Source organism: Mycobacterium sp. (genome assembly GCF_044370595.1).
GTDB lineage: Bacteria > Actinomycetota > Actinomycetes > Mycobacteriales > Mycobacteriaceae > Mycobacterium.
Window position 1 is genome coordinate 1 of the sequence record NZ_JBILVF010000003.1, and the last position, 25,858, is coordinate 25,858.

General features: G+C 65.2%; 26 protein-coding genes. 19 read left to right on the forward strand and 7 right to left on the reverse strand.

The genetic code is table 11. The features are described 5' to 3' along the window. Together ADBZ5N_RS00835 and ADBZ5N_RS00840 are read left to right on the forward strand one after the other, a co-directional pair. The coding region (locus ADBZ5N_RS00835) for an acyl-CoA dehydrogenase family protein (protein WP_526255589.1) at positions 1 to 850 on the forward strand (850 nt) is incomplete at its 5' end. 28 nt (positions 851 to 878) lie between these two features. Further along, complete coding sequence (locus tag ADBZ5N_RS00840) at positions 879 to 1,664, forward strand: SDR family NAD(P)-dependent oxidoreductase (RefSeq protein ID WP_526255590.1); 786 nt, start codon at positions 879 to 881, stop codon at positions 1,662 to 1,664. A 6-nt stretch (positions 1,665 to 1,670) separates the two neighbouring features. Here the strand turns inward: ADBZ5N_RS00840 and ADBZ5N_RS00845 are convergent, their stop codons facing one another. The 3 genes from ADBZ5N_RS00845 to fadD2 are packed head-to-tail and all read right to left on the reverse strand — an operon-like array spanning position 1,671 to position 4,113. Next, positions 1,671 to 2,033 (reverse strand): DUF4345 family protein, encoded by a 363-nt coding sequence (locus ADBZ5N_RS00845; RefSeq protein WP_526255591.1) that lies wholly within the window; start codon positions 2,031 to 2,033, stop codon positions 1,671 to 1,673. Then, positions 2,006 to 2,422 carry a hypothetical protein gene (locus ADBZ5N_RS00850; protein WP_526255592.1) on the reverse strand — a complete coding sequence of 139 codons (417 nt, stop codon included), beginning with the start codon at positions 2,420 to 2,422 and terminating at the stop codon, positions 2,006 to 2,008. The genes ADBZ5N_RS00845 and ADBZ5N_RS00850 overlap by 28 nt, the downstream gene beginning before the upstream one ends. Positions 2,423 to 2,433: 11 nt before the next feature. Next, a complete protein-coding gene (fadD2, locus tag ADBZ5N_RS00855; RefSeq protein WP_526255593.1) occupies positions 2,434 to 4,113 on the reverse strand; it encodes a long-chain-fatty-acid--CoA ligase FadD2 in 1,680 nt (559 codons plus the stop codon). A 90-nt stretch (positions 4,114 to 4,203) separates the two neighbouring features. Between fadD2 and ADBZ5N_RS00860 the strand changes: the two genes are divergently transcribed. From ADBZ5N_RS00860 to ADBZ5N_RS00875, 4 genes are read left to right on the forward strand one after another with little or no spacing between them, the layout of a single operon-like run. Then, on the forward strand, positions 4,204 to 4,671 hold the full coding sequence (locus ADBZ5N_RS00860; RefSeq protein ID WP_526255626.1) for an SRPBCC family protein: 468 nt from the start codon (positions 4,204 to 4,206) through the stop codon (positions 4,669 to 4,671). A 56-nt stretch (positions 4,672 to 4,727) separates the two neighbouring features. Then, positions 4,728 to 6,428, forward strand: coding sequence for a sulfatase-like hydrolase/transferase (locus ADBZ5N_RS00865; protein WP_526255627.1), 1,701 nt, complete (start codon positions 4,728 to 4,730; stop codon positions 6,426 to 6,428). Between the two features lies 1 nt (position 6,429). Continuing rightward, a complete protein-coding gene (locus ADBZ5N_RS00870) occupies positions 6,430 to 8,226 on the forward strand; it encodes an acyl-CoA dehydrogenase C-terminal domain-containing protein (protein ID WP_526255594.1) in 1,797 nt (598 codons plus the stop codon). Beyond that, positions 8,213 to 8,536 (forward strand): glutaredoxin domain-containing protein, encoded by a 324-nt coding sequence (locus ADBZ5N_RS00875; protein ID WP_526255595.1) that lies wholly within the window; start codon positions 8,213 to 8,215, stop codon positions 8,534 to 8,536. The genes ADBZ5N_RS00870 and ADBZ5N_RS00875 overlap by 14 nt, the downstream gene beginning before the upstream one ends. Here the strand turns inward: ADBZ5N_RS00875 and ADBZ5N_RS00880 are convergent. Together ADBZ5N_RS00880 and ADBZ5N_RS00885 are read right to left on the reverse strand one after the other, a co-directional pair. Further along, on the reverse strand, positions 8,529 to 9,215 hold the full coding sequence (locus tag ADBZ5N_RS00880) for a peroxiredoxin (protein ID WP_526255628.1): 687 nt from the start codon (positions 9,213 to 9,215) through the stop codon (positions 8,529 to 8,531). The two genes, ADBZ5N_RS00875 and ADBZ5N_RS00880, sit on opposite strands and share 8 nt — an antisense overlap. A gap of 72 nt (positions 9,216 to 9,287) precedes the next feature. Further along, the gene (locus tag ADBZ5N_RS00885) at positions 9,288 to 10,748 is read right to left on the reverse strand and encodes a peptide MFS transporter (protein ID WP_526255596.1); all 1,461 of its coding nucleotides are present in this window, start codon (positions 10,746 to 10,748) and stop codon (positions 9,288 to 9,290) included. Between the two features lie 24 nt (positions 10,749 to 10,772). Between ADBZ5N_RS00885 and ADBZ5N_RS00890 the strand changes: the two genes are divergently transcribed. The 6 genes from ADBZ5N_RS00890 (at position 10,773) to ADBZ5N_RS00915 (ending at position 15,947) form a co-directional block, all read left to right on the forward strand. Then, positions 10,773 to 11,231: an MOSC domain-containing protein gene (locus ADBZ5N_RS00890; RefSeq protein ID WP_526255597.1), complete on the forward strand. Its 459-nt coding sequence runs from the start codon at positions 10,773 to 10,775 to the stop codon at positions 11,229 to 11,231. Beyond that, positions 11,228 to 11,914, forward strand: coding sequence for a queuosine precursor transporter (locus tag ADBZ5N_RS00895; protein WP_526255598.1), 687 nt, complete (start codon positions 11,228 to 11,230; stop codon positions 11,912 to 11,914). The genes ADBZ5N_RS00890 and ADBZ5N_RS00895 overlap by 4 nt, the downstream gene beginning before the upstream one ends. After that, positions 11,914 to 12,555, forward strand: a complete 642-nt coding sequence (locus ADBZ5N_RS00900; RefSeq protein ID WP_526255599.1) for a 5-oxoprolinase subunit B family protein — start codon at positions 11,914 to 11,916, stop codon at positions 12,553 to 12,555. Before ADBZ5N_RS00895 ends, ADBZ5N_RS00900 begins: the two co-directional genes overlap by 1 nt. Then, a complete protein-coding gene (locus tag ADBZ5N_RS00905) occupies positions 12,552 to 13,451 on the forward strand; it encodes a 5-oxoprolinase subunit C family protein (RefSeq protein ID WP_526255600.1) in 900 nt (299 codons plus the stop codon). Before ADBZ5N_RS00900 ends, ADBZ5N_RS00905 begins: the two co-directional genes overlap by 4 nt. Positions 13,452 to 13,454: 3 nt before the next feature. Next, on the forward strand, positions 13,455 to 14,012 hold the full coding sequence (locus ADBZ5N_RS00910) for a GNAT family N-acetyltransferase (RefSeq protein ID WP_526255601.1): 558 nt from the start codon (positions 13,455 to 13,457) through the stop codon (positions 14,010 to 14,012). 285 nt (positions 14,013 to 14,297) lie between these two features. After that, positions 14,298 to 15,947 (forward strand): ABC transporter ATP-binding protein, encoded by a 1,650-nt coding sequence (locus tag ADBZ5N_RS00915; protein ID WP_526255602.1) that lies wholly within the window; start codon positions 14,298 to 14,300, stop codon positions 15,945 to 15,947. A 31-nt stretch (positions 15,948 to 15,978) separates the two neighbouring features. Here the strand turns inward: ADBZ5N_RS00915 and ADBZ5N_RS00920 are convergent, their stop codons facing one another. Continuing rightward, on the reverse strand, positions 15,979 to 16,917 hold the full coding sequence (locus tag ADBZ5N_RS00920; protein WP_526255603.1) for an SDR family oxidoreductase: 939 nt from the start codon (positions 16,915 to 16,917) through the stop codon (positions 15,979 to 15,981). A 231-nt stretch (positions 16,918 to 17,148) separates the two neighbouring features. On the opposite strand from ADBZ5N_RS00920, the gene ADBZ5N_RS00925 reads away from it, so the two are divergent. From ADBZ5N_RS00925 to ADBZ5N_RS00950, 6 genes are all read left to right on the forward strand, one after another. Further along, positions 17,149 to 18,351: a glycosyltransferase gene (locus ADBZ5N_RS00925; protein ID WP_526255604.1), complete on the forward strand. Its 1,203-nt coding sequence runs from the start codon at positions 17,149 to 17,151 to the stop codon at positions 18,349 to 18,351. A gap of 7 nt (positions 18,352 to 18,358) precedes the next feature. Then, a complete protein-coding gene (locus ADBZ5N_RS00930; protein WP_526255605.1) occupies positions 18,359 to 19,519 on the forward strand; it encodes a glycosyltransferase family 4 protein in 1,161 nt (386 codons plus the stop codon). A 38-nt stretch (positions 19,520 to 19,557) separates the two neighbouring features. Beyond that, positions 19,558 to 19,854: an Rv0250c family protein gene (locus ADBZ5N_RS00935; RefSeq protein WP_526255606.1), complete on the forward strand. Its 297-nt coding sequence runs from the start codon at positions 19,558 to 19,560 to the stop codon at positions 19,852 to 19,854. Positions 19,855 to 19,949: 95 nt separating this feature from the next. Beyond that, positions 19,950 to 20,777, forward strand: a complete 828-nt coding sequence (sdhC, locus tag ADBZ5N_RS00940; protein ID WP_526255607.1) for a succinate dehydrogenase subunit SdhC — start codon at positions 19,950 to 19,952, stop codon at positions 20,775 to 20,777. A gap of 56 nt (positions 20,778 to 20,833) precedes the next feature. After that, the gene (locus ADBZ5N_RS00945; protein ID WP_526255608.1) at positions 20,834 to 22,765 is read left to right on the forward strand and encodes a fumarate reductase/succinate dehydrogenase flavoprotein subunit; all 1,932 of its coding nucleotides are present in this window, start codon (positions 20,834 to 20,836) and stop codon (positions 22,763 to 22,765) included. 1 nt (position 22,766) lies between these two features. Then, entirely contained in the window at positions 22,767 to 23,522 is a 756-nt protein-coding gene (locus ADBZ5N_RS00950; RefSeq protein WP_526255609.1) for a succinate dehydrogenase/fumarate reductase iron-sulfur subunit, read from the forward strand. Positions 23,523 to 23,561: 39 nt separating this feature from the next. On the opposite strand, the gene ADBZ5N_RS00955 is transcribed toward ADBZ5N_RS00950, so the two are convergent. After that, a complete protein-coding gene (locus tag ADBZ5N_RS00955) occupies positions 23,562 to 24,044 on the reverse strand; it encodes a flavin reductase family protein (RefSeq protein ID WP_526255610.1) in 483 nt (160 codons plus the stop codon). Positions 24,045 to 24,133: 89 nt separating this feature from the next. Here ADBZ5N_RS00955 and ADBZ5N_RS00960 point away from each other — a divergent pair, with 89 nt between their 5' ends. Continuing rightward, a complete protein-coding gene (locus tag ADBZ5N_RS00960; protein ID WP_526255611.1) occupies positions 24,134 to 25,846 on the forward strand; it encodes a fatty-acid--AMP ligase in 1,713 nt (570 codons plus the stop codon). Positions 25,847 to 25,858 lie beyond the last annotated feature (12 nt).

A 25,858-nucleotide genomic window follows, 5' to 3' on the forward strand; every position in this document is an offset into this window, starting at 1 on the left:
CGTCGCCTACGGCACCGAGGAGCAGAAGCAACGCTTCCTTCCTCCGACGTTCCGCGGCGAAATGATCTGGTGCCAGCTGTTTTCCGAGCCGGGAGCCGGCTCTGACCTGGCCAGCCTGACCACCAAGGCCACCAAGGTCGACGGCGGCTGGCGGATCACCGGCCAGAAGATATGGACCACCGCAGCCCAGTTCTCCCAGTGGGGTGCGCTGCTGGCCAGGACGAACCCGAGCGCTCCGAAGCACAACGGAATCACCTACTTCCTTCTCGACATGAAACAGCCGGGCGTCGAGATCAAGCCGCTGCGGGAGTTGACCGGCAACGCCCTGTTCAACACCGTGTTCATCGACGACGTGTTCGTGCCCGACGAACTGGTGCTCGGCGAGGTTGACAGCGGCTGGGAGGTCAGCCGCAACACCCTTACTGCCGAACGGGTTTCGATCGGCAGCGACGAGCCGTGGTTCCTGCCCAACCTGACCAAGTTCGTTGAGTTCGTCGACGACGGCCACTTCGACCAGGTAGGCCATCACCGGGCCGGTGAACTCATCGCCGAGGGCCACGCCGCCAAACTGATGAATATGCGCTCGACGCTGCTGACCCTGGCCGGCGGCGATGCGATGCCGTCGGCAGCGATCTCCAAGCTGCTGTCGATGCGCACCGGCCAGGGCTACGCCGAGTTCGCAGTCGCGTCGATGGGTATCGACGGCGCGATCTGGGAAGAGGACTCACTTCAGGGCAGGTGGGCCGAGTTCCTCCTGGCCAGTCGCGCGACGACGATCTACGGCGGCACCTCAGAGGTCCAGCTGAACATCATCGCCGAGCGGCTGCTGGGCCTTCCGCGCGATCCCTAACGCGAATTCGATCAAGGAGATACCACCCATGAGCACGACTGCACAGACCGCATTGGTCACCGGCGCCAGCAGCGGCATCGGAGAGCAGTTCGCCCTCCAGTTGGCCGCGCGCGGAATGAATCTCGCGCTGGCCGCGCGCAGTGAGGACCGGATGCGGGCGCTGGCGGCGCGGTTGCGCTCCCAGCATCCCGGCATCGAGGTCGACGTCATCGCCGCGGATCTTGCCGTACCCGAGGGCGCCGCGGCGTTGGCCGACCGACTGGCCACCGACGGAACCCGGGTCGATCTGCTGGTCAACAACGCCGGCTTCGGATCGCACAACCTGTTCGTCGACGAGGACCCCGACAACCTTGCGCGCCAGATTCAGCTCAACTGCTCCTCCCTGGTCACCCTGACCTCGCGGCTGCTGCCGGCCATGCTCGAACGCGGCCGGGGCGGTGTGCTCAACGTCGCCTCGACGGCAGGGTTCCAGCCCATCCCGACCATGGCGGTGTACGCGGCGACCAAGGCGTTCGTGCTGTCGTTCACCGAGGCGCTGTGGGCCGAGACCAGAAAGACCGGCGTCCGGGTGGTCGCGCTGTGCCCGGGCCCCACCGAGACCGCGTTCTTCGACGTCACCGGCAAGGACTTCATGACCAGTGGGCGTCAGTCCGCCGAGGAGGTCGCCGCCACCGGCGTGAAGGCCTTCTTCGAGGGTCGCGGCCCGACGGTCATTCCCGGCACGCTGAATCGGCTGATGGCCGCCGGCACCGGCCTGGCGCCGCGGTCGGTGGTCGCACGTATCGCCGAACTGCGGGTGCGGCCCAGCCGTTGACGGTGGTCAGCCCAGGACCAGCAGGGACGCCACCGCGAGTTCGATGACGAGTCCGGCGACGTTCTCCTTGGAACGGGACTTGTCGACGACCACCGATATCGCCCGCGCCAGGAATGCCCCGCCCCACGCCGCCGCGAGCACCAGTGCCGCGTCGCGGCTTCCGAGGATCAGCGTGGCGAGGCCCGCGCCGATGAACAGCCCACCGTAGGTTGCGCGGAACTCCGAGAGTCCCAGTTTCCCCGGCAGTTGCAGGCCGATGACTGCGCTGACCGGGCGCGGCCAGATCAGACCGAGGCAGCCGGCCACGATCGAGATCACCGCCCCGGCATAACCCGCCGCGTTCACCCGGACCTCGACTTGAGCATCCACAACGGAATGCCCAACGCCAGCGCGAACGGGACATTGAACAGCGCGTGCGCCGGGAAGCCCAGCACCAACGACATCCCGGTGTCGAGGACGAACCAGAGCGCCAGGGACCGGACCAGGATGGGCAGCGCCCAGGCCGATCCGTCGCGCAGCGGTCCCCGAACGATCTGGATCATCATCAGCGACCAGCCGGCAAGCACCGCTCCCAGCACCATGAACGGAAGTTTCAGATAGGCGCCAACACCCCCGGAGTCGACCGGCGACGGCGGCCCGAAACCCAACGCCGAGAACACCGAACCGGCCACTGAACCGGCGAACACGAGAACCAGCGCGTAAACGAACAGTAAGGCCAGGACGGCCTGGAGCCAGGTTATCCAGAAAGATCGGTTCACGACGGTCTGGGCTACTCGATCTCGATCTGACGCAGTTCGCGCTTGAGGATCTTGCCGGTCGGGTTGCGCGGCAGTTCGGACAGGAAGATCACCTCGCGCGGAACCTTGTAGCGCGCAAGGTGGTCGCGGACGTAATCCTTGATGACGTCCTCGGTGGCCTGCGCGCCCTCCTTGAGGACCACGAAGGCCCGCAGTCGTGCACCGAAGTCCTTGTCCTCCACGCCGAGTGCGGTGGCCTCGATGACATCCGGGTGCCCGCTGATGAGGTCCTCGACTTCGGCGGGGAAGACGTTCTCGCCGCCGGAGACGATCATCTCGTCGTCACGGCCGCTGACGTAGAGAAGATCGTCGTCGTCGAAGTAGCCGACGTCGCCGGAGGACATCAGGCCGTCGATGATCTCCTTGCCGCCGCCGCCGGTGTAGCCCTCGAACGGGAAGAAGTTCCCGACGAAGATCCGGCCGACCTGGCCCTTGGGCAGTTCCTTGCCGTGCTCGTCGAGGATCTTGACCTTGACGCCCTTGATGATCGGTCCGACGGTGGCCGGACTCTTCTTCAGGTCCTGCGGACGCGCGATGGACACGAACGCGATTTCCGTTGAGCCGTAGAGGTTGTAGACCACCGGACCGATGTCCTTCATCGCCCGGGTGGCGAGCTCGCCCCCCAGTTGTGACCCCGAGACGAAGATGATCCGCAACGCCGACAGGTCCGGCTTGGACTCCATCTTCTCCAGCGCGTCGAGCATTCGCGACAGCATCACCGGGACCACGACGAGTGCGGTCACCTTGTGCTTGGCGACGTCCTCGAGCACGGTGGCCGGCTTGAACTTGCGGTGCAGCACCAGCGTCGAACCCATCGTCATGGCGATGGTGGCGTGCAGATAGCCCAGCGCGTGGAACATCGGCGACGGCAATGCGGTCACCTCGCGGGCCTTGAACGGCACGTGCGAGAGCACGCCGCCGATCGGCGCCAGCGTCGGCGGCGCGTGCCGGTTGGCGCCCTTGGGGGTGCCGGTGGTGCCACTGGTCAAGATGATGATCGACGACCGCTTGGTGGCCTTGGGCGCCGGTTCCTTGCTGCTGCGCGCGATCAGGTCGGCCAGCGTCTCGTCGGTGCTGACCGAGGGCCCGTCGGCATCGGGGTTGCTGCCCAGCGCCCGCAGTTTGCCCAGTGGAGCGTCGGCCAGAGTCACGGCTTCGCTGTATTCGTCGTCGTAGATGATGACCTTGGCGCCCTCCCGCGCGGCGACGTCGCGGATCTGCGGCCCGGAGAACTCGGTGTTGAGCAGGATGGTGCGGGCCCCCACCCGGGCGGCGGCGTAGTTGGCGATCAGGAACCAGCGGTGATTGCGGGCCAGGATGGCCACCCCGTCGCCACCCGTGACGCCCATCGCCAGCAATCGGTTGGCCACGGCATTGGATGCGTCATTGAGTTCGGCGAAGGTCATCGATCCCTCGTCGTCGATGATCGCGGTGCGGTGAGGATTCCGGCGAGCGTTGAGAGCCGGAATCATGCCGACTTCCCCCCAGCGCCGGACATCGGCGGCCAGTGCCGCGAAGTTTTGCGGGGGCTCCAGCCCGAAGGCGCCGGAGGAGATCATTTTCTGCAGGTAGTGCAGTTCCGCAGACCCGCGTTCGGCGTATTGCCGCGCCTTATCCAGCGCCTTGGTCGTGAGGTCGGAGAAATTCGGCATACGGCCAGACTAGAACCAATCGTCGGGATTCCGGCGGAGTGCCCGCCGGCGGTCCGACCGGATCGGCCGTCAGGTGAAGCGCGGGCCGGAATAGGGTTGGATACAGGAGTGGCCCAGATCAGCCGGTCCCGTACCGTGGCCGCATCGCCCCAGTGGGTGTGGGAGGTGCTCGCCGACTTCGGTGCCATCAGTTCCTGGGCCGCCAACGTCGATCACTCCTGCCTGCTCGAACACGGCCCAGCCGGCACCGCCGTCGGCACCTCACGGCGGGTGCAGGTCGGCCGCGACACCCTCGTCGAGCGCATCACCGAGTTCGATCAGCCGGTTGCACTGGCCTACACCATCGAAGGCCTCCCACGGCGACTGCACCGGGTCGCCAACCGATGGACGCTGACGGCCGTCGCCCCGGCCGCAACCGCCGTCACTCTCACCACCACGGTGGACATCGGCACCAATCCGGTGGCCCGACTCGCCGAACGTGCGTTCTGCCGCTTCATGACCACCCAGTCCGATGCGATGCTCGCCGGACTGTCCGAACGACTGGAAGGTTCGCTGTGACTGATTCTCTTCGCCCGAGCGGCTCATCGGCGACCCGGCCCGACATCGTGATCGTGATGACCGACGAGGAACGCGCGATCCCGCCGTACGAATCCGCCGAGGTTCTGGACTGGCGCCGGCGGGTGCTGGCCGGCCAGCGCTGGTTCGACGAGCACGGGGTCAGCTTCACCCGGCACTACACCGGCTCGCTGGCCTGCGTCCCGAGCCGGCCCACGATCTTCACCGGCCAGTACCCCGACCTGCATGGGGTCACCCAGACCGACGGCATCGGCAAGATCTACAACGACTCGAGGATGCGGTGGCTGCGCCGTGGCGAGGTCCCGACGCTGGGTAACTGGTTCCGGGCGGCCGGATACGACACCTACTACGACGGTAAGTGGCATATCTCCCATGCCGACCTGACCGACCCCGCGACGGGGGCGATCCTGGCCACCAACGACGACGACGGGGTGGTCAACCCCGAGGCGGTGCAGCGCTACCTCGACGCGGATCCCCTGCAGCCATATGGCTTTTCGGGCTGGGTGGGACCCGAGCCGCACGGCGCGGGGCTTGCCAACAGCGGCCTGCGCCGCGACCCGCTGATCGCCGAGAGGGTGGTGGCCTGGCTGCAGGACCGTTACTCCCGCCGGCAGGCCGGGGATCCGGAGGCGCTGCGGCCGTTCTTGCTGGTGGCCAGTTTCGTCAACCCCCACGACATCGTGCTCTTCCCCACCTGGGCGCTGCGCGGACCGCTGCGGCCTTCGCCGCTGGATCCGCCGCATGTTCCGCCCGCACCCACCGCCGAGGAAGATCTGCGGAGCAAGCCCGCCGCCCAGATCGCCTTCCGGGAGGCCTACTACAGCGGCTACGGCCCGGCCGCGGCGATTCGGCAGGTCTATGAGCGCTTCGGGCAGCGCTACCGCGATTTGTACTACCGATTGCACGCCGAGGTTGACACGCCCCTGGACCGAGTTCGGCGCGCCGTCACCGAGGGCTCGGCGAACGCCGTCCTGGTGCGCACCTCCGACCACGGGGACCTGCTCGGCGCGCACGGCGGTCTGCATCAGAAGTGGTTCAACCTCTACGACGAGGCCACCCGCGTGCCGTTGAGCATCGCCCGGATCGGTGCGCAGCCCACCGAAGCCAGGGTGGTCGGTGCCCCGACCTCGCACGTGGACCTGGTGCCCACCCTGCTCGCGGCGGCCGGGGTCGACGTCGACGCGGTCGCCGAGACGCTGCGCGGCTCATTCTCCGAGGTCCACCCGTTGCCGGGCCGCAATCTCATGCCGGTGGTCGACGGCGCACCCGCCGATGACGACCGTGCGGTGTACCTGATGACCCGAGACAACATGCTCGAGGGCGATTCCGGGGCGTCCGGGCTCGGCCGCCGGCTCGGCCGGACCACGAATCCGCCTGCCCCACTGCGTATCCGGATTCCCGCGCACACTGCAGCCAACTTCGAGGGACTGGTGGTCCGGGTCGACGGCCGCCTCTGGAAACTGGTGCGCAGCTTCGACGATCCCTCGACATGGACCGAACCGGGCGTCCGGCAACTGGCCGCCAACGGCCCCGGCGGCGAGGTATACCGGACCAGTCCGTTGGACGACCAGTGGGAGCTTTACGACCTGACCAGTGACCCGAGCGAAGCCGAGAACCGCTGCAGCGACCCCGCCCTGCACGACCTGCGGAATCACCTGCGGATGCGGCTGAAGGAGGAACGGGCACGGTCGGTGCCCGAACGCAACAATCCGTGGCCCTACGCCTCACGACGGTCGTAACGTGGGCTCCGCTCTGCTGTCGCGCCGGGATCTGGACTTCCTGCTGTTCGAGTGGCTGGGTGTCGAGGACCTGACCAAGCGGAGCCGATTCAGCGAGCATTCCCGCGAGACCTTGTCCGGGTTGCTTGATCTCTGCGAGGACCTCGCCACCCGGTACTTCGCGCCGCACAACAAGAAGAACGACGCGCACGAACCGACATTCGACGGGGAACGGGTAAGACTCAACCCGGAGGTCAAAGAGGCGCTGGACGCCTTCGCCAAGGCCGATCTGTTGGCGATGAGCATGGACCATTCCCTGGGCGGATCTCAGGTACCGACCGCCGTCGCCGGAGCAGGTCTGGCCTGGTTCCACGCCGCCAATGTGGGGACCGCCGCCTATGTGCTGCTCAGTGTGGCCAACGCCAACCTGCTCTCCACCTACGGAACACCGGAGCAGGTCGAACGCTTCGTCAAGCCGATGCTGGCCGGCCGTTTCACCGGCACCATGTGCCTGTCCGAACCTCAGGCAGGGTCATCGCTGGCCGATATCACCACCCGCGCCGAACCCTGTGACGACGGCAGCTACCGGCTGTTCGGCTCCAAGATGTGGATCTCCGGCGGCGACCACGAACTCTCGGAGAACATCGTCCACCTGGTGCTGGCCAAGATCTCGGGGGCCCCAGCCGGGACCCGGGGCATCTCGTTGTTCATCGTCCCGAAGTTCCTGGTGAACGACGACGGCTCGCTCGGAGACCGCAATGACGTCACGCTGGCCGGACTCAACCACAAGATGGGCTACCGCGGAACGGTCAACACCGCGCTGAACTTCGGCGAGGGCCGCCATCAGCCGCTCGGCATGCCCGGCGCGGTGGGATACCTGGTCGGCGCACCCCACCGGGGCCTGGCCTGCATGTTCCACATGATGAACGAAGCCCGCCTCGGGGTCGGACTGGGCGCGATCGCGCTGGGATACACCGGGTACCTCAAGTCGTTGCAGTACGCCCGCGAACGGCCCCAGGGACGTCTCGTCACGGCCAAGGATCCGGCCGCGCCACAGGTTCCGATCATCGAGCACCCGGACGTCAAACGTATGCTGCTGGCCCAGAAGTCCTATGTGGAGGGCGCATTGGCCCTGGCGCTGTACTGCGGGCGCCTGGTCGACATCGCCGCCAGCCCGGAAACGCCCGAGGAAGCCGAGTCGGCCGGCCGGTTGCTGGACATCCTCACCCCGATAGCCAAGAGTTGGCCCTCACAGTGGTGCCTGGAGGCCAATAACCTGGCGATCCAGGTGCACGGCGGGTACGGGTACACCCGCGAGTACGACGTCGAGCAGCATTATCGCGACAACCGGCTCAACCCGATCCACGAAGGCACCCACGGCATCCAGAGTCTGGATCTGCTGGGCCGCAAGGTTGTTCAACACGACGGAGCCAACGTCGCCGCGCTGGCGAGGGAGATCGCCGGAACCGTCGCCGCCGCGAAGGGTGCCGGCGGCGAGCTTGCCGCACAAGCCGCACAGCTCGACGGCAGCTGGCAACGGCTCGTGACGGTGACCACAACGATGTTCGCCGCCGGGGATGTCGACGCGGCCCTGGCCAACAGCGTGATCTACCTCGAGGCCTTCGGCCACATCGTCATCGCGTGGATCTGGCTGGAGCAACTCCTGGCCGCCGAGGGCAAGACCGGTGACTTCTATGACGGCAAGCGGCAGGCGGGGCGCTACTTCTTCCGCTACGAACTACCCCGAACCGGTCCGCAGCTCGATCTCTTGGAGAGCCTGGACCGCACCACACTGGAGATGCACGATGACTGGTTCTGAAACCCTGCAGTTCTACTGGCGGCCCGGCTGCCCGTTCTGCGTGACGCTACGACGGGGCCTGCAGCGCCGCGGCATTCCGTTCGAGCCGATCAACATCTGGGAGGACCCCGACGCCGCTGCCCGCGTACGGGCAGCCGCCGACGGCAACGAGACGGTGCCGACGGTCTTCGTCGGCGAGCGTTCACTGGTCAATCCCAGTGTCGCGCAGGTGGAGTCACTGATTCGCGAGGCAGCGCCAAGCCTGGCGGCCGCCCTTGAAAGTCAGACCGGCCGGCGCCGGTGGTGGCAACGGCGAACCGCTGCTACTTGACCCGGATGGCGGCCTCGACTTGATCGGCGGGGATATCCTTGGTGCAGAAGAACCAGTCCTCGCACTCGACGCCGTCGGCCCTGCCCTCCATGCGGTCGTTGGCCACACCGCACGACCCTGCTGTGGGGACGATCACCCGGTCACCGGGCCGCCAGTCCGCGGGAGTTGCGACCTCGAAGTGGTCGGCGGTCTGCAGGGCCTTGACGACGCGCAGCAACTCGTCGAAATTGCGGCCCAGGCTCAGCGGGTAATAGATGATCGCGCGGATCATGCATTTCGGGTCGATGACGAACACCGCACGCACCGCCTTGGTGGAGTCCTCGCCGGGCATGATCATCCCGTAGCGCTTGGCGACCTCCATGGTGATGTCGTCGATCAACGGGAAGGTCACCTCGACATCGGACATGTCGCGGTAGGTGATCTTGTCCTTGATGGTGCGCAGCCAGGCGATGTGGCTGTAGAGGCCGTCGACGGACAGGCCGACCAGTTGGGTGTTGTAGGCCGCGAACTGCTCCTGCATCGACGCGAACGTCATGAACTCACTGGTGCACACCGGGGTGAAATCGGCCGGGTGGGAGAAGAAGATGACCCACCTGCCGGCGTAGTCGCCGGGGAAGTTGACGACGCCCTGGGTGGAGTTCGCGGTGAAGGACGGGGCGGGATCGCCGATCCTGGGCATGCTGGTCACGGGTGTGGGTGTCTCTGACACGGACGGTCCTCCTGATCGGGTGTTCAGGACCTATCTTAGGCGTCAGTGCACACCCTCCATCAGGCGGCTGATCCGCGGCGCCAGCGCCCACACCACGACGCCGACCACCACCGCCGACGCTCCGATGATCCCGAAGTAGGCGGCCTCATGCGCCGGGTCGTAGTACCGCGCCAGCACCCCGGACATCGCAGTACCCAAGCCAACCGAGAAGAAGTACAGGGCCATCATCTGCGCCCGGAAAGCGTTGGGGGCCAGCTGTGTCGTCACTGACAACCCGATCGGCGAGAGCAGCAACTCCGACACCGCGAACACAGCCATGATCAGGGCCACCACCAGTACGGGCACCGAACGTCCCGACGTTCCGGCCATCGAGAGGAACAGCAGGAAGGCCAGCCCCATCCCGATCACACCGTAGGCGAACTTGCGCGGTGTAGTCGGTGCCCGACGGCCGAGTCTGGTCCACATCACCGCGAACACCGGCGACAGCAGGATGATCCACACCGGCTCGATCGAGCCGATCCAACTTGACGGGGCGGTCCAGCCGAAAAGTGTCCAGTTCATCCGCTCGTCGGAGTAGACCGCGAGGACGGTGAAAATCTGCTGAAACAATGACCAGAACACCGCATTGGCGATGAACAGCGGGATGAAGCCCCGAACCCGGCTCCGCTCCAGAGCGGTGACTCGGCTACTGGTCAGCATGGCGGTGAAGTAGGCGATCGAAGCCACGACGATGAGCGCGGTGGTGACCTGGGAGAGGTTGGCCAACTTCACCACCCCGGTAGCCAATCCGGCGCCGATGACCGCGAGCACCGCCGCGGCCACAGCGACCGCACGCAACAACGCCGGCCGGGACAGTGGGTGCGCGACGGTTCGGCCATGCTCGCCGAGGTTGCGCCGGAAGATCACATACTGCGTCAGGCCCAAGGCCATGCCGACGGCGGCCGCGCCGAACCCGAAGTGGAATCCCAACCGGGTCTGCAGCAGACCGGTGATGAGGGGCCCGATGAACGCACCCAGGTTGATGCCCAGATAGAACAGGGTGAAGCCGCCGTCGCGACGTGGATCGCCTTCGTTGTAGAGAGTTCCGAGCAGCGAGGACGCATTGGCTTTCAACGCGCCGGCACCCAGTGCGATGAGCACCAGACCGACCGCAACCCCGGTCAGCCCGGGCAGGATCGCCAGCGAGATGTGGCCGGCCATCACCACCACACCGCCGTAGAACACGGTGCGTTCCATCCCCAGTACCCGGTCGGCGATCCACCCGCCGAGCACCGTGGACAGGTACACGAATCCGCCGTAGGCGCCGACGATCCCGGTCGCGGTGGACTTCGGCAGACCCAGTCCGCCGTCGGACACCGAGTAATACAGGTAATAGCCGAGGATGGTCAGCATCCCGTAGAACGAGAACCGCTCCCACAATTCGACGCCGAAGAGATTGACCAGACCTGCGGGGTGCCCGAACCGGGTGCGGTGGGCCTGCCGGTGCTGATCGAGATCCGTCACCCCGATCACCATAGACTTCGCCGGGTGAAAGTGGTGGCGATCCACATTGCTCCGGGCCGACGGTTGCCGATGCGCGCTGTCGACGATGTACTGGCCGAGGCCGGCAAAGGCCTTGTTGGGGATCGCTACCACGGCAGCCGGCACCGCCACGTCACCGTGCAGTCCCAGCATGCGCTCGACCTGGCTGCCGCCGACCTCGGCCACGACTTTGCCTGCAGCGCAACCCGACGCAACATCACCGTCGATACCGGAGAGCTGCCGACCCAGCCCGGTGCCCGGATCCGCATCGGCGAGGTGGAACTGGAGGTGATTCGGGTCGCGGCCCCGTGCCGCCTGATGGACGACGGGATCGGCCGGGGTGCGGCGGCCGCGTTGCGCGACCGCGCCGGATCGGTGTTCCGCATTCAGAGCTCAGGAACGATCAGGGTGGGCGATCCCGTACACATCGCCGAACCGGCCGGCGTGTTTGGATTGCCATCGTGACCAGCGATGTCGATACCGCGGATCCACCGCGCTTCGCGCAGGTGGGCAGTATCTACTACCCCATCCTGGTCGCCGTCTTCACCGCGTGCGTGATCATCTCCAACGTCACGGCCACCAAGGGGGTGGCGTTCGGGCCGATCATTACCGATGGCGGCTTTCTGGTGTTCCCGCTGACCTACATCATCGGCGACGTGCTGGCCGAGGTCTACGGCTTCCGCGCGGCCCGCCGCGCCATCCTGTTGGGCTTCTTGATGAATGGTCTTGCAGCCCTGTCTTTTTGGATCACGGTGTACCTCCCCGCAGCCGACTTCTACCCCAACCAGGAGCATTTCGCGAATGTGGTGGGCGCCTACACCCAACTGATTGTGGCCGGCCTTGCCGGGTTCATCGTCGGGCAGACCATCAACGCCTGGACCGTCGTGAAAATCAAGCAGCGCACCCGAGAGAAGCACCTGTGGGCACGATTGGTCGGCTCGACCTTCGCCGGACAACTCGGCGACACACTTGTGTTCTGCAGTATCGCCGCCAGCGCGATCGGTATCAGCAGCGTGGGTGACTTCGTGACCTATGCAACCCTCGGCTGGTTCTACAAGACAGCCGTCGAGGTGATCCTACTTCCCGTTACCTATCGGGTGATCGGTTACGTGAAGCGGCATGAACCCACCTACGCCGCCCTGGTCTGATGGTCGGCGACTGTCTCGATAGCGCGGCGATCCGGGACTACGGTGACCGGGCACTGCTGATCGAATGCGCCTCCACCGCAGAGGTTCTCGCCCGCGCGGAGGCGCTCAGACAGGCCGCGCCGCCCGAGGTGGTCGACATCGTTCCCGGAGCCCGCACCCTGCTGGTCAGCCTGTCCGAACCCCGTCATCTCAGGGCGATCCGAGCCCACCTGGCCGACCTTGCCACCGGGCCACCTGCAGATGACACCGTCATTGCGGAGGTGGTGATCGACGTGGTTTACGACGGCGCCGACCTCGGCGAGGTGGCCGACCGGTTGGGTATGACCGCGGCCGGGGTCGTCGACGCGCACACCGCCACGCCGTGGCGGGTCGGGTTCGGCGGGTTCGCTCCGGGATTCGCCTATCTGGTGGACGGCGACCCCCGACTCCGGGTGCCCCGTCGGGACGAGCCTCGGACCCGGGTTCCGGCCGGCGCGGTGGCGTTGGCAGGCGAGTTCAGCGGTGTCTACCCGCGTGCGTCCCCCGGTGGGTGGCAGCTCATCGGGCGAACCGAGGCGGTGCTGTGGGACATCGAGCGACCCCGGCCCGCACTGCTGGCACCCGGCATGCGAGTGCGGTTTCGCGCCGCGGACGTACCGTGATCATCCTGGAGGTGGTGCAGGCCGGTCCGTTGGCCGTCATCCAAGACTTAGGACGCCCAGGGCTGGCCCACGTCGGCGTGGGCCGGTCCGGAGCCGCTGACCGGCGCGCGCACACGCTGGCCAACCGACTGGTGGGCAACCCCGAGGGCAGCGCAACACTGGAAATCACCCTCGGTGGTTTGTCCGCACGAGTACACGGCGGTGCGATCGAGATAGCTATCACCGGAGCCGACCCGAGCCCGGCTGTGGACGGAACTCCGTTCGGCATCAACAGCATTCACCGCGTCAACGAGGGCCAAATTCTCACCGTGGGCAGGCCGGCAGCCGGGCTGCGCAGCTACCTCGCCGTCCGAGGCGGCATCGACGTTGCCCCGGTCCTGGGGTCACGAAGCTTCGACACCTTGTCCGGCATCGGCCCGGCGCCGTTGCGACCGGCTGATCTGATCCCGATCGGTCGACCGGCCGCAACCCTGCCTGGTATCGCGCAGGCACCGGTTGCCCCGGTCGCCGCTGATCGGGTAGACCTCACGGTCGTTCCCGGACCCCGGGAGGGCTGGTTCGTCGATCCCGATGCGCTGATTCGATCCGAATGGGTGATCTCCGAACGCAGCGACCGGGTGGGTGTCCGGCTGACCGGTCCGCCACTGCAGCACCGGTGGCCGGACCGGCAACTGCCCAGCGAGGGTGCCACCCGCGGGGCGATCCAGGTCCCGCCCAGCGGACAGCCGGTGATCCTAGGACCAGACCATCCCGCGACCGGCGGCTATCCGGTCATCGGGGTGGTCATCGACGCCGATACCGACACCCTCGCCCAACTGCGGCCCGGCCAGCAGGTGCGGCTGCACTGGAGCCACCCGCGTATCGCCACGGCGACGACGCCGGGCTGGTACAGCTGAATCGTGACGTCGCCCCCGTCCCGGCAGGTCCACACTGCTCGACTGATCCACACCAGCGACCTGGACGGCGAAACCCTGCTGAACGTGCATCGGCTGCTCACCGAGGCCTACGCCGGGGAGTTCACCGACGCCGACTGGGACCACACGCTCGGTGGAATGCACGCGATCATCGTCTACCGCGGCGCCCTGATCGCCCACGCCGCGGTGGTCCAGCGGCGTCTGATCTACAGCGGCGTTGCGCTGCGCTGCGGTTACGTGGAAGGTGTTGCAGTGCGCGAGGATTGGCGCGGGCAGGGCCTTGGAAGTGCGGTGCTGGATGCCGCCGAGCAGGTGATCCGCGGCGCCTACCCCGTCGGCGCGCTCAGCGCCTCCGGCGCCGGTGCGCGGCTGTACCGTCCGCGTGGCTGGCTGGCCTGGCGGGGACCGACCTCGGTGCTGACGCCAAGCGGAGTCGCCGCGACACCAGGCGACGACGGCAGCGTCTTCGTCCTGCCGGTCGGGATTGAACTGGAGCCAGACGCCGCACTGGTGTGCGACTGGCGAGGCGGGGACGCCTGGTAGTTCGCCAAAGGCGAACGGGGCTTGGGAGTTGAGCGTAGCGGCTTCATCTCTAGCGCCGTCTGCTCAATCAGTGCGTGGGACACTGAGCGCATGACGGTGTGGGCGACGATACGCGCCTCACTTCGTCTCCTAGAGGGCCGTGACCGGCGACTCTTGGGGGCAGCGGTTTTGATCCAGATGACGACCTCGGTTCTGGATCTTGCGGGAGTCGCGCTGATCGGCCTCGCTGGAGCACTTTCGGTAACCACAGTCAGCGGGCAGCCGGCACCGGAGCGGATCAGAACCGTGGCCGCGGCCGTGGGCTTAGGTGATCTCTCCGACGGCGCACTTGTGGCGGTTCTGGCCAGCGCGGCGGCGTTGGCACTGCTGGTCAAGAGCATCATCGCCCCCCTGCTGACGTCTCGTCTGCTTCGCTTCCTGGCCCGGCGCGAGGCCCTCGTGGCGGGCCGACTGACCCGGGAATTGCTGTCCCGGCCGCTCACCTTCGTTCAGATGCGTTCGACCCAGGAGACGTCGAAGGCACTGATCCGGGGCGCGAATGTGGCGACCGTCGTGGTGTTGGGGCAGGCGGCCGTGGCCGCCTCAGAGTTGGCTCTACTGGCTGCGCTCGCGATAGCCATGCTTGTCATCAATCCCACTGTTGGTCTTGGGGTTATCTGCTTTTTCGGAGCAATTTCCTGGGCTCAGCAACGGGTTCTGGGAGCAAAAGCCTCCCGATTCGGCGCGCAGCGGGCCGTGCTGGACACAAAAAGTCTTCAGACCGTGCAGGAAGCCCTCGGCGGCTACCGGGAAATCATCGTCGCAGATCGCCGAAACATGTATGCCGAGCGCCTCGACAACCTCCGGACCAGAGCTGCCATGGCCGCTGCAGGGGGGCAGATGATCGCGATCCTCCCCAAGTACCTGTCCGAAGTCGCCTTGGTCTTTGGCTCGTTCGCATTGGCCGCCGTGCTATTCAGCACGCAACCGGTCTCCGTCGCCGCGGGCACCTTCGCACTGGTCCTGGCAGCGGCTGTCCGGGTGATGCCGTCCCTGCTGCGGCTCCAGGGAGCAGCCCTGTCGATCAGGGCAGCGGGCGGCCCGGCCTCAACGACCTACTCCCTGGCCGAGGATCTCGGATATCCGGTGACTGTCCAGCCCACTGAAGACCAGCGCACCGCCGCGGCGCGTTCCTTGCGCGGCAGCCACCGGGATTTCGTTCCCCGCATCGAGGTACGGGGGGCCAGCTTCACCTACCCGGGTGCAGCTGCACCCGCAATTCGGGACATCACCCTGACGATCGAACAAGACCGATCCGTTGCGCTCATCGGGCGCAGTGGGGCCGGCAAGTCGACACTGGCCGATGTGATCCTCGGGATCCTGCAACCTGACGCGGGCACGGTCACGATAAGCGGAATGATCTCCAGCGACGCGCTGCACCGCTGGCCTGGCGCGATCGCCTACGTACCGCAGGAAGTGATGCTGTTCAACGATTCGGTACGCGCCAATATCGCCATGGGGCTGCCCGCGGATCTGATCGACGACGAGGCCGTCTGGGAGGCACTTGACCTCGCCCATCTCGGGGACTTCGTCCGAACGGTCGAGGGGGGTTTGGACGCGCCGGTTGGTGAGCGGGGATTGCGGCTCAGCGGGGGGCAACGGCAGCGGATCGGCGTCGCCCGCGCGCTTTTCACCCGCCCGAGGCTGTTTGTTCTCGATGAGGCCACCAGCGCACTCGACGCCGAGACCGAGCGGGCAATCACCGACATCCTCGCCGGTCTCAAGGGCGTGACGACATTGATCATCGCTCATCGGTTGTCGACGGTCCGAAACGCCGACCTCGTGGTCTACCTCGAGGATGGCAGGAAGCTCGCAGCGGGAAGCTTCGAGGAGGTCTGCGCTCAAGTGCCCGCGTTCCAGCGTCAGGCTGACCTCATGGGCCTGCGTACCCGATGAGTTACCGTTGGTGAACTACTAGGCGCACAGGTCAGTCGACGTCGTTGAGGTCGAGGTGCTCGCGCGTCCACTTCACCGTCTGCCGCAAGCCCTCCGCAAAGGTGGTAGCGGGACGGTAGCCCAGTATCTGCGTCGCTTTGGTGATGTCGGCCTGCGAGTCGCGCACATCCCCCTTCCGGGGTGGTCCGTAGACGGGATCTCGGAGCGGTCCCATAGTTGCTGCGAGCGTGGCCCAGGCCTGGTTCAGCGAGATCCTCCTCCCAGTGGCCACATTGATCACCTCTCCTGAGGCCGCCGGTGCGTCGACCGCTCGCAGCACGCCATCGACGACATCAGAGACGTAGGTGAAATCGCGAGTCTGCTCGCCATCCCCATAAATGGTTGGAGCGGTGCCCGATAGTGCCGCCCTGATGAAAAGGGAGAGCACCCCTGAGTACGGGGACGAGGGATCTTGTCGGGGACCGAATACATTGAAATATCGCAAGGAGACGGTTCCGAGCCCGTACAGGCGCGTGAAGAGACGGCAGTATTCCTCGCCGACCACTTTCTGCAACGCGTAGGGGGATTCGGGATTGACCGGCATGGTCTCGACATTGGGAAGTTCCGCGCTGTTGCCGTAGGCAGCCGAGGACGCGGCGTACACGACGCGGCGAACACCCGCGTCACGCGCGGCCATCAGGATATTGAAGGTTGCGTTGATATTCGCATCATGTGACGACTGTGGGTCGTCGATAGACCTGGGCACCGACGGGATGGCTGCCTGATGCAGCACAATCTCGCACCCGCGCACGACCGAGGCCGCAACGTCTCGGTCGGCAAGATCGCCGAGTACGAACTCGGCACCTCGCGGAACCTTATCGAGGGAACCGGTGCAGAGGTTGTCGACGATACGCACGTCGCGACCGCCGGCAAGCAGCGTGGTCGCCAGATGAGAACCGATAAATCCCGCGCCGCCCGTGACCAGAAACATCGCCGCACACCCTAACCTTGGCCGTGGGGTTGCTCGCAGTCACTAACCAAGGATCGACCTTCTCGACGTCCTGTAAAATCGTTCACGATGAACTTCCGCGTGGCCGGCACGTTACTCGTGGTCCCGGTTGTGATGGTGCCCGATCAACGCGTCCACCGGATGGTGGACGCAAGTTATCACGTTCTGCCCCCAACATCCGGTCACCGTCTTAACTGAGAACCTGAGGCCGACGTGCGGAATAGAATTCGGAGGCGCCAAGGCAGCCCCCGGCAACGCGTTGACGACGAAGAAGCAGTCGAATCGCGTCCCTTACGCGTTTTGTTCATTGTTCCGAGCCTCTCGGTTGGCGGCGCGGAACGACTGCTTGTGGGTATTGCGTCTTCCCTTGATCGGGCGGATTTTCATGTCTCCGTAGTGTGCACCGGCGAAGAGGGCGAGTTATTCAACCGAATCCAAGAAAACGGCATTACCGCTAAAGCGCTTCACGCTGGCGGCAAACGAAGCGCCCCCAGGGCGCTCTATCGTGTATTCATGCATATCCGAAATATGCAGCCCGACATCGTCATCGTGCATGGAGCGGGATCCTCGCTGATTGGTCGCTTGGGAGCCATGTTGAACAATGTCCCTCATCGCATCGCCTGGATTCACAATTCCATCGATCGGCGGAACTCGGTTCAACGGCTTGCTGATCGCGTGCTGATACCAGCCACCACCACGTACTTGGGCGTTGCGCACACGCAGAGAGAATTCATGGCTGAGGTTTGCCGTTATCCGACAGGCAAAATCCGCATCATCCACAGCGGAGTGGATCTGGGGACGTTCAGGTTCCGAACCGACCGCACTCCACTCACCGAATTCGGGTTCGAACCCGGAACTCGAGTCGTGGGCATGGTCGCACGGCTTCACCCGGTAAAAGATCACGAGACTTTTATCTCTGCCGCCGCGAAAGTGCTTGAGTCACTGCCAGACAGTCGATTTCTCATTGTCGGCGATGGACCAAGGCGGCCGGAACTCGAGGCCCTCTGTCGAGAACGTGGCCTCGGCAAGCAGATCGTTTTCACCGGCATCCGTGAAGACATCGGCCAGTTGCTCAGTGCTATGGACGTTCTTGTTTTGAGCTCTCATTCTGAGAGTCTCCCTCTCGCGGTACTCGAGGCCATGGCTTGCGGTCTACCAGTGGTGTGCACAGACGTCGGCGGTGCCGCGGAGATCATCGAGCACGGCGTTTCCGGTTTCCTCACGCCCCCGGGAGATGCCGATGAATTGTCCTCTCGCCTAGACGAACTGCTGACGAACGCTGACTTGGCTCGCCGTATGGGATTAGCTGGGCGGAGGCGGGTCGAGTCACGATTCGATCTCGCAGAAACCGTCATCTCGATGGAGGAATTTTTCAAAGGCCTGGAATGGTCTGCCGGCGCTAGCGATCCGGACTAAGTCGGCAATGAAGATCCTCTTCTACTGTGACCATTTCAAAGAATACACCGCCACTCTGCTTTCGGCCTTCCCCCGCGAATCCGCTGAAACCGCAATCATTCTTCGAGCAAACACGCCCGAATTCGTCGGTCGCCGCGACGACGAACTCGCCCTCCATTCAATTCTGGACGAGAGTTGCGGGGAATCTCTTGTCCTCACTGGGGGGTACCGGTCCGTGGAAGCCGCGGCGCAGTTACTGCAGTTCTTCCAGCGACGCCGAAACGACGCGAAATACGACGTGTTCCATCTCCAGTCGACCTATGACCCGAGATTTCTGTGGTTAGCGTGGCGCACTCCGACCGTGCTGACGGTCCATGAACCCGGAGACAGGCTGGGTTTGCTCAGGCAACCCGGTTGGCGCGGGGCTGTCAAACACCGCATTCGAGGCCTCTACCGGCGTCTCGCCGATGCACTGGTCGTGCACACCGACTCGGGCTTGGCTGGACTGACGCCCGACGAACTCAGGAAATCGATTGTGATCCCGCACGGGGTTCATACTCGCGATCTTGGACGTGCCGGTCAGTCGCGGACGATTCTGTTCTTCGGCAGGATCGCCAGCTACAAGGGTCTTGACGTCCTGCTCGACGCGATGAACATCGTTTGGACTTCCATCCCGGACGCTCAACTACAGATACTGGCAAGCCCGGGAGACGATTGGGAGGGACGCGACAGCGCGGTCTACGACCCACGCGTACAAGCAAACTGGGCGGGATACACCAAACATGAGCTTGAGAGCGCACTATCGCAAGCACGTGCGGTGTGCATTCCCTACCTGTCCGCTTCCGGCAGTGGCGTAGCGGCGGAGGCGATCGGTGCCGGCAGGCTGGTTGTGGCGAGCGACCTCGAAGACCTGAGGGGTCTTGTGTCCCATCCCGACCTGCTCGCCGAACCCGGCTGCCCGAAAGACCTCGCGCGAGCGCTGTGCGCGGCACTGAGCAATGACTACGAACCGAAGCAGGTGGACACCCAGCGGGCGTGGCCGGAGGTGGCCCGTGCTCACCTGCGCGTCTACCAGGACCTAGTCGGGGACCTGGGTGGGGCAAGGCACATTCGCGGTCAGAACGGTCGCGGCCGAATCAACGGCCGACCGGGTCACCGGATCGATCCCCGACCATCGACAAACCAGTAGTGTGAAACCAGACACATTCTCGGTACCTAGGAGGCCACATGTCCCGCGCCACCGAACTCGCCGAACTGCATCATTTGATCGGCAACATGCGGCGATGCGTGGCCTCGCTGCAACACCGCTACGGCAACGCCCCGGCCATGCGCCGGGTGGTCATCGACACCGAGCGAATACTCGGTGACCTGGAACTTCTTGAGATCGACGCCGGCGAACTCGAGCTCACTCCCCACCACGTGGCCAGCCAGGGTGAAAAGATCTCCATACCCGACACCCCCTATGACCGGGAGATGTGGCGCGACGTCGACGACGAGGGTGTCGGCGGCCACTTCCGTCGCTGATCGCCAGCCCGCCGGGGCGACGCTTACCCAATTTCGGCTGGAAGCGAAGACGTGGGTAGTCTGCGAAGCAGTTGACTCGAAAGGGATCACTGCAGATGAGTGCACCCACCGCCGATCGCCGCGCTACCGGAGTTTTCTCACCCGGACGGGCTCAGATCCCGCAGAAGACTCTGCGCACCGACAACTGGCTGAAATCGCCGATTCTGACCAACCTCGGCTTCGCTGCGTTCATCATCTACGCGACTTTCCGGGCGTTCCAACGTGACCACTTCTTCGTCGAGAAGTACCACTACCTGACGCCGTTCTACTCGCCGTGCCTGAGCGTCAAATGCGGCACGGCAAGCGAATTCTGGCCGCAGATCCTGCCCGCCACCGGCCCGCTGTCGTTGCTTCCCTACGCGCTGCTGTCGCTTCCGTTTCTGCTGCTGTTCCGGCTGACCTGCTACTACTACCGCGGCGCCTACTATCGCTCGGTGTGGCAGTCCCCGACCGCCTGCGCGGTTGCCGAGCCGCACGCCACCTACACCGGGGAGACCCGCTTCCCGCTGATCCTGCAGAACCTGCACCGGTACTTCTTCTACATCGCAGCCTTCATCTCGCTGATCAACACCTGGGACGCGATCCAGGCGATGCATTCCCCGTCCGGTTTCGGCTTCGGCCTGGGCAACATCATCCTGTGGGTCAACGTCATCCTGCTGTGGGCCTACACCGTCTCCTGCCACTCCTGCCGGCACGTCATGGGCGGGCGGCTCAAGCACTTCTCCAAACACCCTGTGCGGTACTGGATGTGGACGAAGATCAGCGCACTCAACGTGCACCACAAGAAGTTCGCCTGGATCACCATCGGCACTCTGATGTTCACCGACTTCTATATCGCCCTGGTCGCCAGCGGCACCATCTCCGATCTGAGATTCATTGGCTGACAAAGCGACAACTGCATCAACATTCCACGACATCAGCAACCTAAGCGAGGACACACATGGTTGAGGTCGAGCGGCATTCCTACGACGTCGTCGTGATCGGAGCCGGCGGCTCCGGTCTGCGGGCCGTCATCGAGGCCCGCCAGCGCGGTCTGAAGGTGGCGGTGGTCACCAAATCGCTGTTCGGCAAGGCCCACACGGTGATGGCCGAGGGTGGCTGTGCGGCGGCGATGGGTAACGCCAACCCCAAGGACAACTGGAAGGTGCACTTCGCCGACACCATGCGCGGCGGGAAGTTCCTCAACAACTGGCGGATGGCCGAACTGCACGCCCAGGAGTCCGCTGACCGGGTGTGGGAGTTGGAGACCTACGGCGCCCTGTTCGACCGGACCAAGGACGGCCGGATCAGTCAGCGCAACTTCGGCGGCCACACTTATCCCCGACTGGCACATGTGGGTGACCGCACCGGACTGGAGATCATCCGCACCCTGCAGCAAAAGATCGTATCGCTGCAACAAGAAGACAAGGCGGAACTAGGCGACTACGACGCCCGGATCAAGATTTACGCCGAATGCTCCGTCACCGAACTCATCAAGGACGGCGATCGGATCGCCGGCGCCTTCGCCTACTGGCGCGAGACCGGCAAGTTCGTCCTGTTCGAGGCGCCGGCCGTGGTGCTGGCGACCGGGGGAATCGGCAAGTCCTTCAAGGTTTCGTCGAACTCCTGGGAGTACACCGGCGACGGCCACGCCCTGGCGATTCGGGCCGGCGCCGGACTGGTCAACATGGAGTTCATTCAGTTCCATCCGACCGGCATGGTCTGGCCGCTGTCGGTGAAGGGCATCCTGGTCACCGAGGGGGTGCGCGGAGACGGGGGCGTCCTGAAGAACGCCAACGGTGAACGATTCATGTTCAACTACATCCCGCCGGTGTTCAAGGGGCAGTACGCCGAAACGGAGGCGGAGGCCGACCAGTGGCTGGCTGAACAGCAGGGCTCCGGTGACGGAACCGCCCGGCGCACGCCGGACCTGCTGCCGCGCGACGAGGTGTCCCGGGCCATCAACGCCGAGGTGAAGGCCGGTCGCGGCGGGCCGCACGGCGGTGTCTACCTCGATATCGCCTCCCGACTGCCGGCCGAGACCATCAAGAAGCGCCTGCCGTCGATGTACCACCAGTTCATCGAACTGGCCGAGGTGGATATCACCAAGGAGCCCATGGAGATCGGGCCGACGTGTCACTACGTGATGGGCGGCATTGAGGTCGACCCGGACACCGGTGCGGCAGCCACTCCGGGTCTATTCGCCGCCGGCGAATGCTCCGGCGGGATGCACGGCTCCAACCGCCTCGGCGGTAACTCGCTGTCGGACCTGCTGGTGTTCGGCCGACGCGCGGGACTCGGCGCCGCCGACTACGTACGGGCGCTGAAGACCCGCCCAGCCGTGAGCGAGGAGGCGGTCAATGAGGCAGCCTCCATCGCATTGCAGCCGTTCACCGGACCGCAGGGTCGGGCGAAGCCGGAAAACCCCTACTCTCTGCACGCCGAACTACAGCAGACGATGAACGACCTGGTCGGTATCATCCGCACCGGCGAGGAGATGCAGCAGGCCCTCGAGAAGATCGAGGAATTCAAGGTCCGGTTCCGCAATATCGAATCCAACGGCGGCCGGGCCTTCAATCCGGGGTGGCACCTGGCGATGGACATGCGCAACATGCTCCTGGTCAGCGAGTGCGTGGCCAAGTCTGCTCTGGCCCGCACCGAGAGCCGGGGCGGCCACACCCGCGACGACTGCCCGTCGATGAGCCCCGACTGGCGGCGCAGCCTGCTGGTGTGCCGCACCGAAGGCAACGACCCGGTCATGCCCGAAGTCAGCGTGACCCGCGAAGAGCAGCCCCCGATGCGGGAGGATCTGCTTGAACTGTTCGACATCGAGGAACTCGGCAAGTACTTCACCGACGAAGAACTCGCGCAGCACCCGGGACGGAAGGGCTGAAATGAGCTACCAGGCGAACCTCAAGGTGTGGCGCGGCGACGATGAGGGCGGCGGCCTTCACGACTTCGCGGTGGACGTCAACGAGGGCGAGGTCATCCTCGACGTCATTCACCGACTGCAAGCCGAGCAGGCGCCCGATCTGGCGGTGCGGTGGAACTGCAAGGCAGGCAAGTGCGGATCTTGCTCAGCGGAGATCAACGGCCGGCCGCGGCTGATGTGCATGACCCGGATGTCGACCTTCGACGAGGCCGAGACCATCACCATCACCCCGCTGCGCACCTTCCCGGTGATCCGCGATCTGGTCACCGATGTGTCGTTCAACTACGAAAAAGCTCGCGAGATCCCGTCTTTCGCGCCGCCGAAGGAATTGCAACCCGGCGAGTACCGGATGGCGCAGATGGACGTGGAGCGCTCCCAGGAGTTCCGCAAGTGCATCGAATGCTTCCTGTGTAACAACGTCTGCCACACCATCCGGGACCACGAGGAGAACAAGAAGTCCTTCGCCGGCCCGCGTTACCTGATGCGCATCGCCGAGTTGGATATGCATCCCTTGGACACCATGGATCGCCAGCACCAAGCGCAGGACGACTTCGGCCTTGGATTCTGCAACATCAACAAGTGCTGCACCGAGGTGTGCCCCGAGCACATCAAGATCACCGACAACGCGCTCATCCCGATGAAAGAGCGGGTTGCCGACCGCAAATACGATCCGGTCGTCTGGCTCGGCAACAAGCTCTTCAAGCGAAGCAGCAAGTAACACCTAGGCCTGCGGGCACCCACCGCCCGCGCGGTCGGATTAGGTAAGCCGACGGAATCCACTGCGGTGGAACACGATTGGCGAAACACCGTCGTGCACGGTGATATCCAGCACCCGCAGTATCACGATGTGGTGATCCCCGACGGGGACTTCCTGCTCGATGGCGCTCTCCAGCCACATACTGGTGCCACTGATGAACACTGCACCGGCCAGCGAAGACACCGTCTCCAACCCGGCGAATCGGTCACCGGTTTTCGCGGCCAACGCCCTCGCGGCCGCTGCGTGCGCCTCACCGAGGACACTGATGCCCAGCGTCGGCAGATTCTTCATCTTCGGCCAGGTCTGGGAGGTGTTCTGCACGCAGAAGGACACCAGTGGCGGATCCAGTGACACAGGGACGAACGTGCTCGCTGTCAGACCGACCCGGCTACCGTCGGCTTCCGCGGCGATGGCGATCACCCCGGAGGGGAAATGGCTGAACGCCTCTCGCAACGAGGCGGGGGTCAACTCGATGTTGCCCATAGGACCATTATTTTGACACGGAACGGCGTCCCATCACCGCACACCTGCCTGATTCGCTCTGCGTGATCGGCCGTTAGTAGCCTGTCGGGGTGGGAGAAGTCTCGATCCTGTCTGTGTTGCGTGAACGCGCTGGTCTGACCCCCGATGACCTGGCCTTCACCTTCACCGACTACGACCATGACTGGGACGGCGTCAGCGAAAGCCTGACCTGGTCACAGCTGTATCGGCGAACCCTCAACGTGGCCGCCGAGGTCAGTCGGCACGGCGCACCCGGCGACCGCGCGCTGATCCTCGCACCGCAGGGGCTGCCCTTCATCGTTGCGTTCCTCGGCGCGATGCAGGCCGGTTTCATCGCGGTGCCACTGGCCGTGCCGGTGCCCGGCTCTGACGACGAGCGGGTCAGCGCCGTTGTGACCGATACGTCGCCGACGGTCGTGTTGACCACGACAGCGGTCTTCGACCTCGTGGCACAGTATGTCGACGACGGCGCGGCGGTGGTCGCGGTGCTGGCAGTCGACACGATGGATATCGACGCCGACCAACCGGTCAGCGAGGACGTACCCAATGGCCCTGACATCGCCTATCTGCAGTACACCTCGGGTTCGACGCGGCTGCCTGCCGGGGTGATGATCTCGCACCGCAACCTGCACGCGAATTTCGAGCAGTTGATGCCGGACTATTTCACCGAGACCGGCGGCCGGTTGCCCCCGGACGGGCGTCTGGTCTCGTGGCTGCCGTTCTTCCACGACATGGGCCTGATGCTCGGTATCGCAGCGCCGATCTTCGACGGGTGCGGCGGGGACCTGATGAGCCCGCTCGCGTTCCTGTCCCGCCCGGTGCGGTGGCTGCAGGCCCTGTCCCGGCACAAGAGGGCGTTCTCGGCAGCACCCAACTTCGCCTTCGACCTGACCGCCCGGCGCGCCACCGACGACGAGGTGTCCACGCTGGATCTCAGCGGGGTCATCGGCATCATCAATGGGGCCGAGCGCATTCACCCGTCCACGTTGGTGCGGTTCAACGAACGGTTCCGCACAGTGGGTTTCCGGCCCGAGATGGTCCGGCCCTCCTACGGTCTGGCCGAGGCGACGGTCTTCGTTGCGAGCGGCAGTCAGGGCCGTGCGCCGGAGGCCATGGAGTTCGACGCCGAGCAACTCACCCTGGGCACCGCCGTCCGAAGCGCCGGCGGTACGCCGTTGATGCGCTACGGGCTACCGGTGTCCCCGCTGGTGGAGATCGTCGAACCGGACACCTGCCGACCGCTTCCGGACGGGACCGTTGGGGAGATCTGGACCCACGGCGAGAACGTCGCGGCCGGCTACTGGCGCAAACCCGAGCAAACCGGTTCGGCATTCGGCGCGACGTTGGTCGACCCGCCCGCAGGGGCCCCGGCGACGAACTGGCTGCGGACCGGAGACCGGGGCTTCACCTCCGACGGCGAGTTGTTCATCGTGGGCCGCATCAAAGACATGCTGATCGTTCGTGGCCGGAACCACTACTCCGAGGACATTGAAGCGACCGTGCAGCAGATCACCCGCGGGAGGGTCGCCGCCATCGCCGTGACCGACGAGCAGACCGAGAGCTTGGTCACCATCGTGGAGATGAAGACCAACGGCGATGCTGACGGGTTCACCACGGTGAAAAGCGATGTGATTGCCGCGATTTCACGTGCGCATGGTCTCCAGGTCGCCGATATCGTGCTGGTGGAGCCGGGTTCGATCCCGACCACAACCAGCGGAAAGATCCGCCGGTCGGCCTGCGCGGAGGAGCTCCGACAAGGGCGGTTCGTCCGTCTGGATGCGTAACTGGATGCGTAG

Excerpts from the sequence above, each read along its gene's own strand:
- ADBZ5N_RS00955 (WP_526255610.1), bottom strand. The coding sequence starts at position 24,044 with ATGGGCAACATCGAGTTGACCCCCGCCTCGTTGCGAGAGGCGTTCAGC.
- ADBZ5N_RS00945 (WP_526255608.1), top strand. The coding sequence starts at position 20,834 with ATGGTTGAGGTCGAGCGGCATTCCTACGACGTCGTCGTGATCGGAGCC.
- ADBZ5N_RS00935 (WP_526255606.1), top strand. The coding sequence starts at position 19,558 with ATGTCCCGCGCCACCGAACTCGCCGAACTGCATCATTTGATCGGCAAC.
- ADBZ5N_RS00920 (WP_526255603.1), bottom strand. The coding sequence starts at position 16,917 with ATGTTTCTGGTCACGGGCGGCGCGGGATTTATCGGTTCTCATCTGGCG.
- ADBZ5N_RS00880 (WP_526255628.1), bottom strand. The coding sequence starts at position 9,215 with ATGCCCAGGATCGGCGATCCCGCCCCGTCCTTCACCGCGAACTCCACC.
- ADBZ5N_RS00900 (WP_526255599.1), top strand. The coding sequence starts at position 11,914 with ATGGTCGGCGACTGTCTCGATAGCGCGGCGATCCGGGACTACGGTGAC.
- sdhC (WP_526255607.1), top strand. The coding sequence starts at position 19,950 with ATGAGTGCACCCACCGCCGATCGCCGCGCTACCGGAGTTTTCTCACCC.
- ADBZ5N_RS00840 (WP_526255590.1), top strand. The coding sequence starts at position 879 with ATGAGCACGACTGCACAGACCGCATTGGTCACCGGCGCCAGCAGCGGC.
- ADBZ5N_RS00875 (WP_526255595.1), top strand. The coding sequence starts at position 8,213 with ATGACTGGTTCTGAAACCCTGCAGTTCTACTGGCGGCCCGGCTGCCCG.
- ADBZ5N_RS00865 (WP_526255627.1), top strand. The coding sequence starts at position 4,728 with ATGACCGACGAGGAACGCGCGATCCCGCCGTACGAATCCGCCGAGGTT.
- fadD2 (WP_526255593.1), bottom strand. The coding sequence starts at position 4,113 with ATGCCGAATTTCTCCGACCTCACGACCAAGGCGCTGGATAAGGCGCGG.
- ADBZ5N_RS00930 (WP_526255605.1), top strand. The coding sequence starts at position 18,359 with ATGAAGATCCTCTTCTACTGTGACCATTTCAAAGAATACACCGCCACT.
- ADBZ5N_RS00950 (WP_526255609.1), top strand. The coding sequence starts at position 22,767 with ATGAGCTACCAGGCGAACCTCAAGGTGTGGCGCGGCGACGATGAGGGC.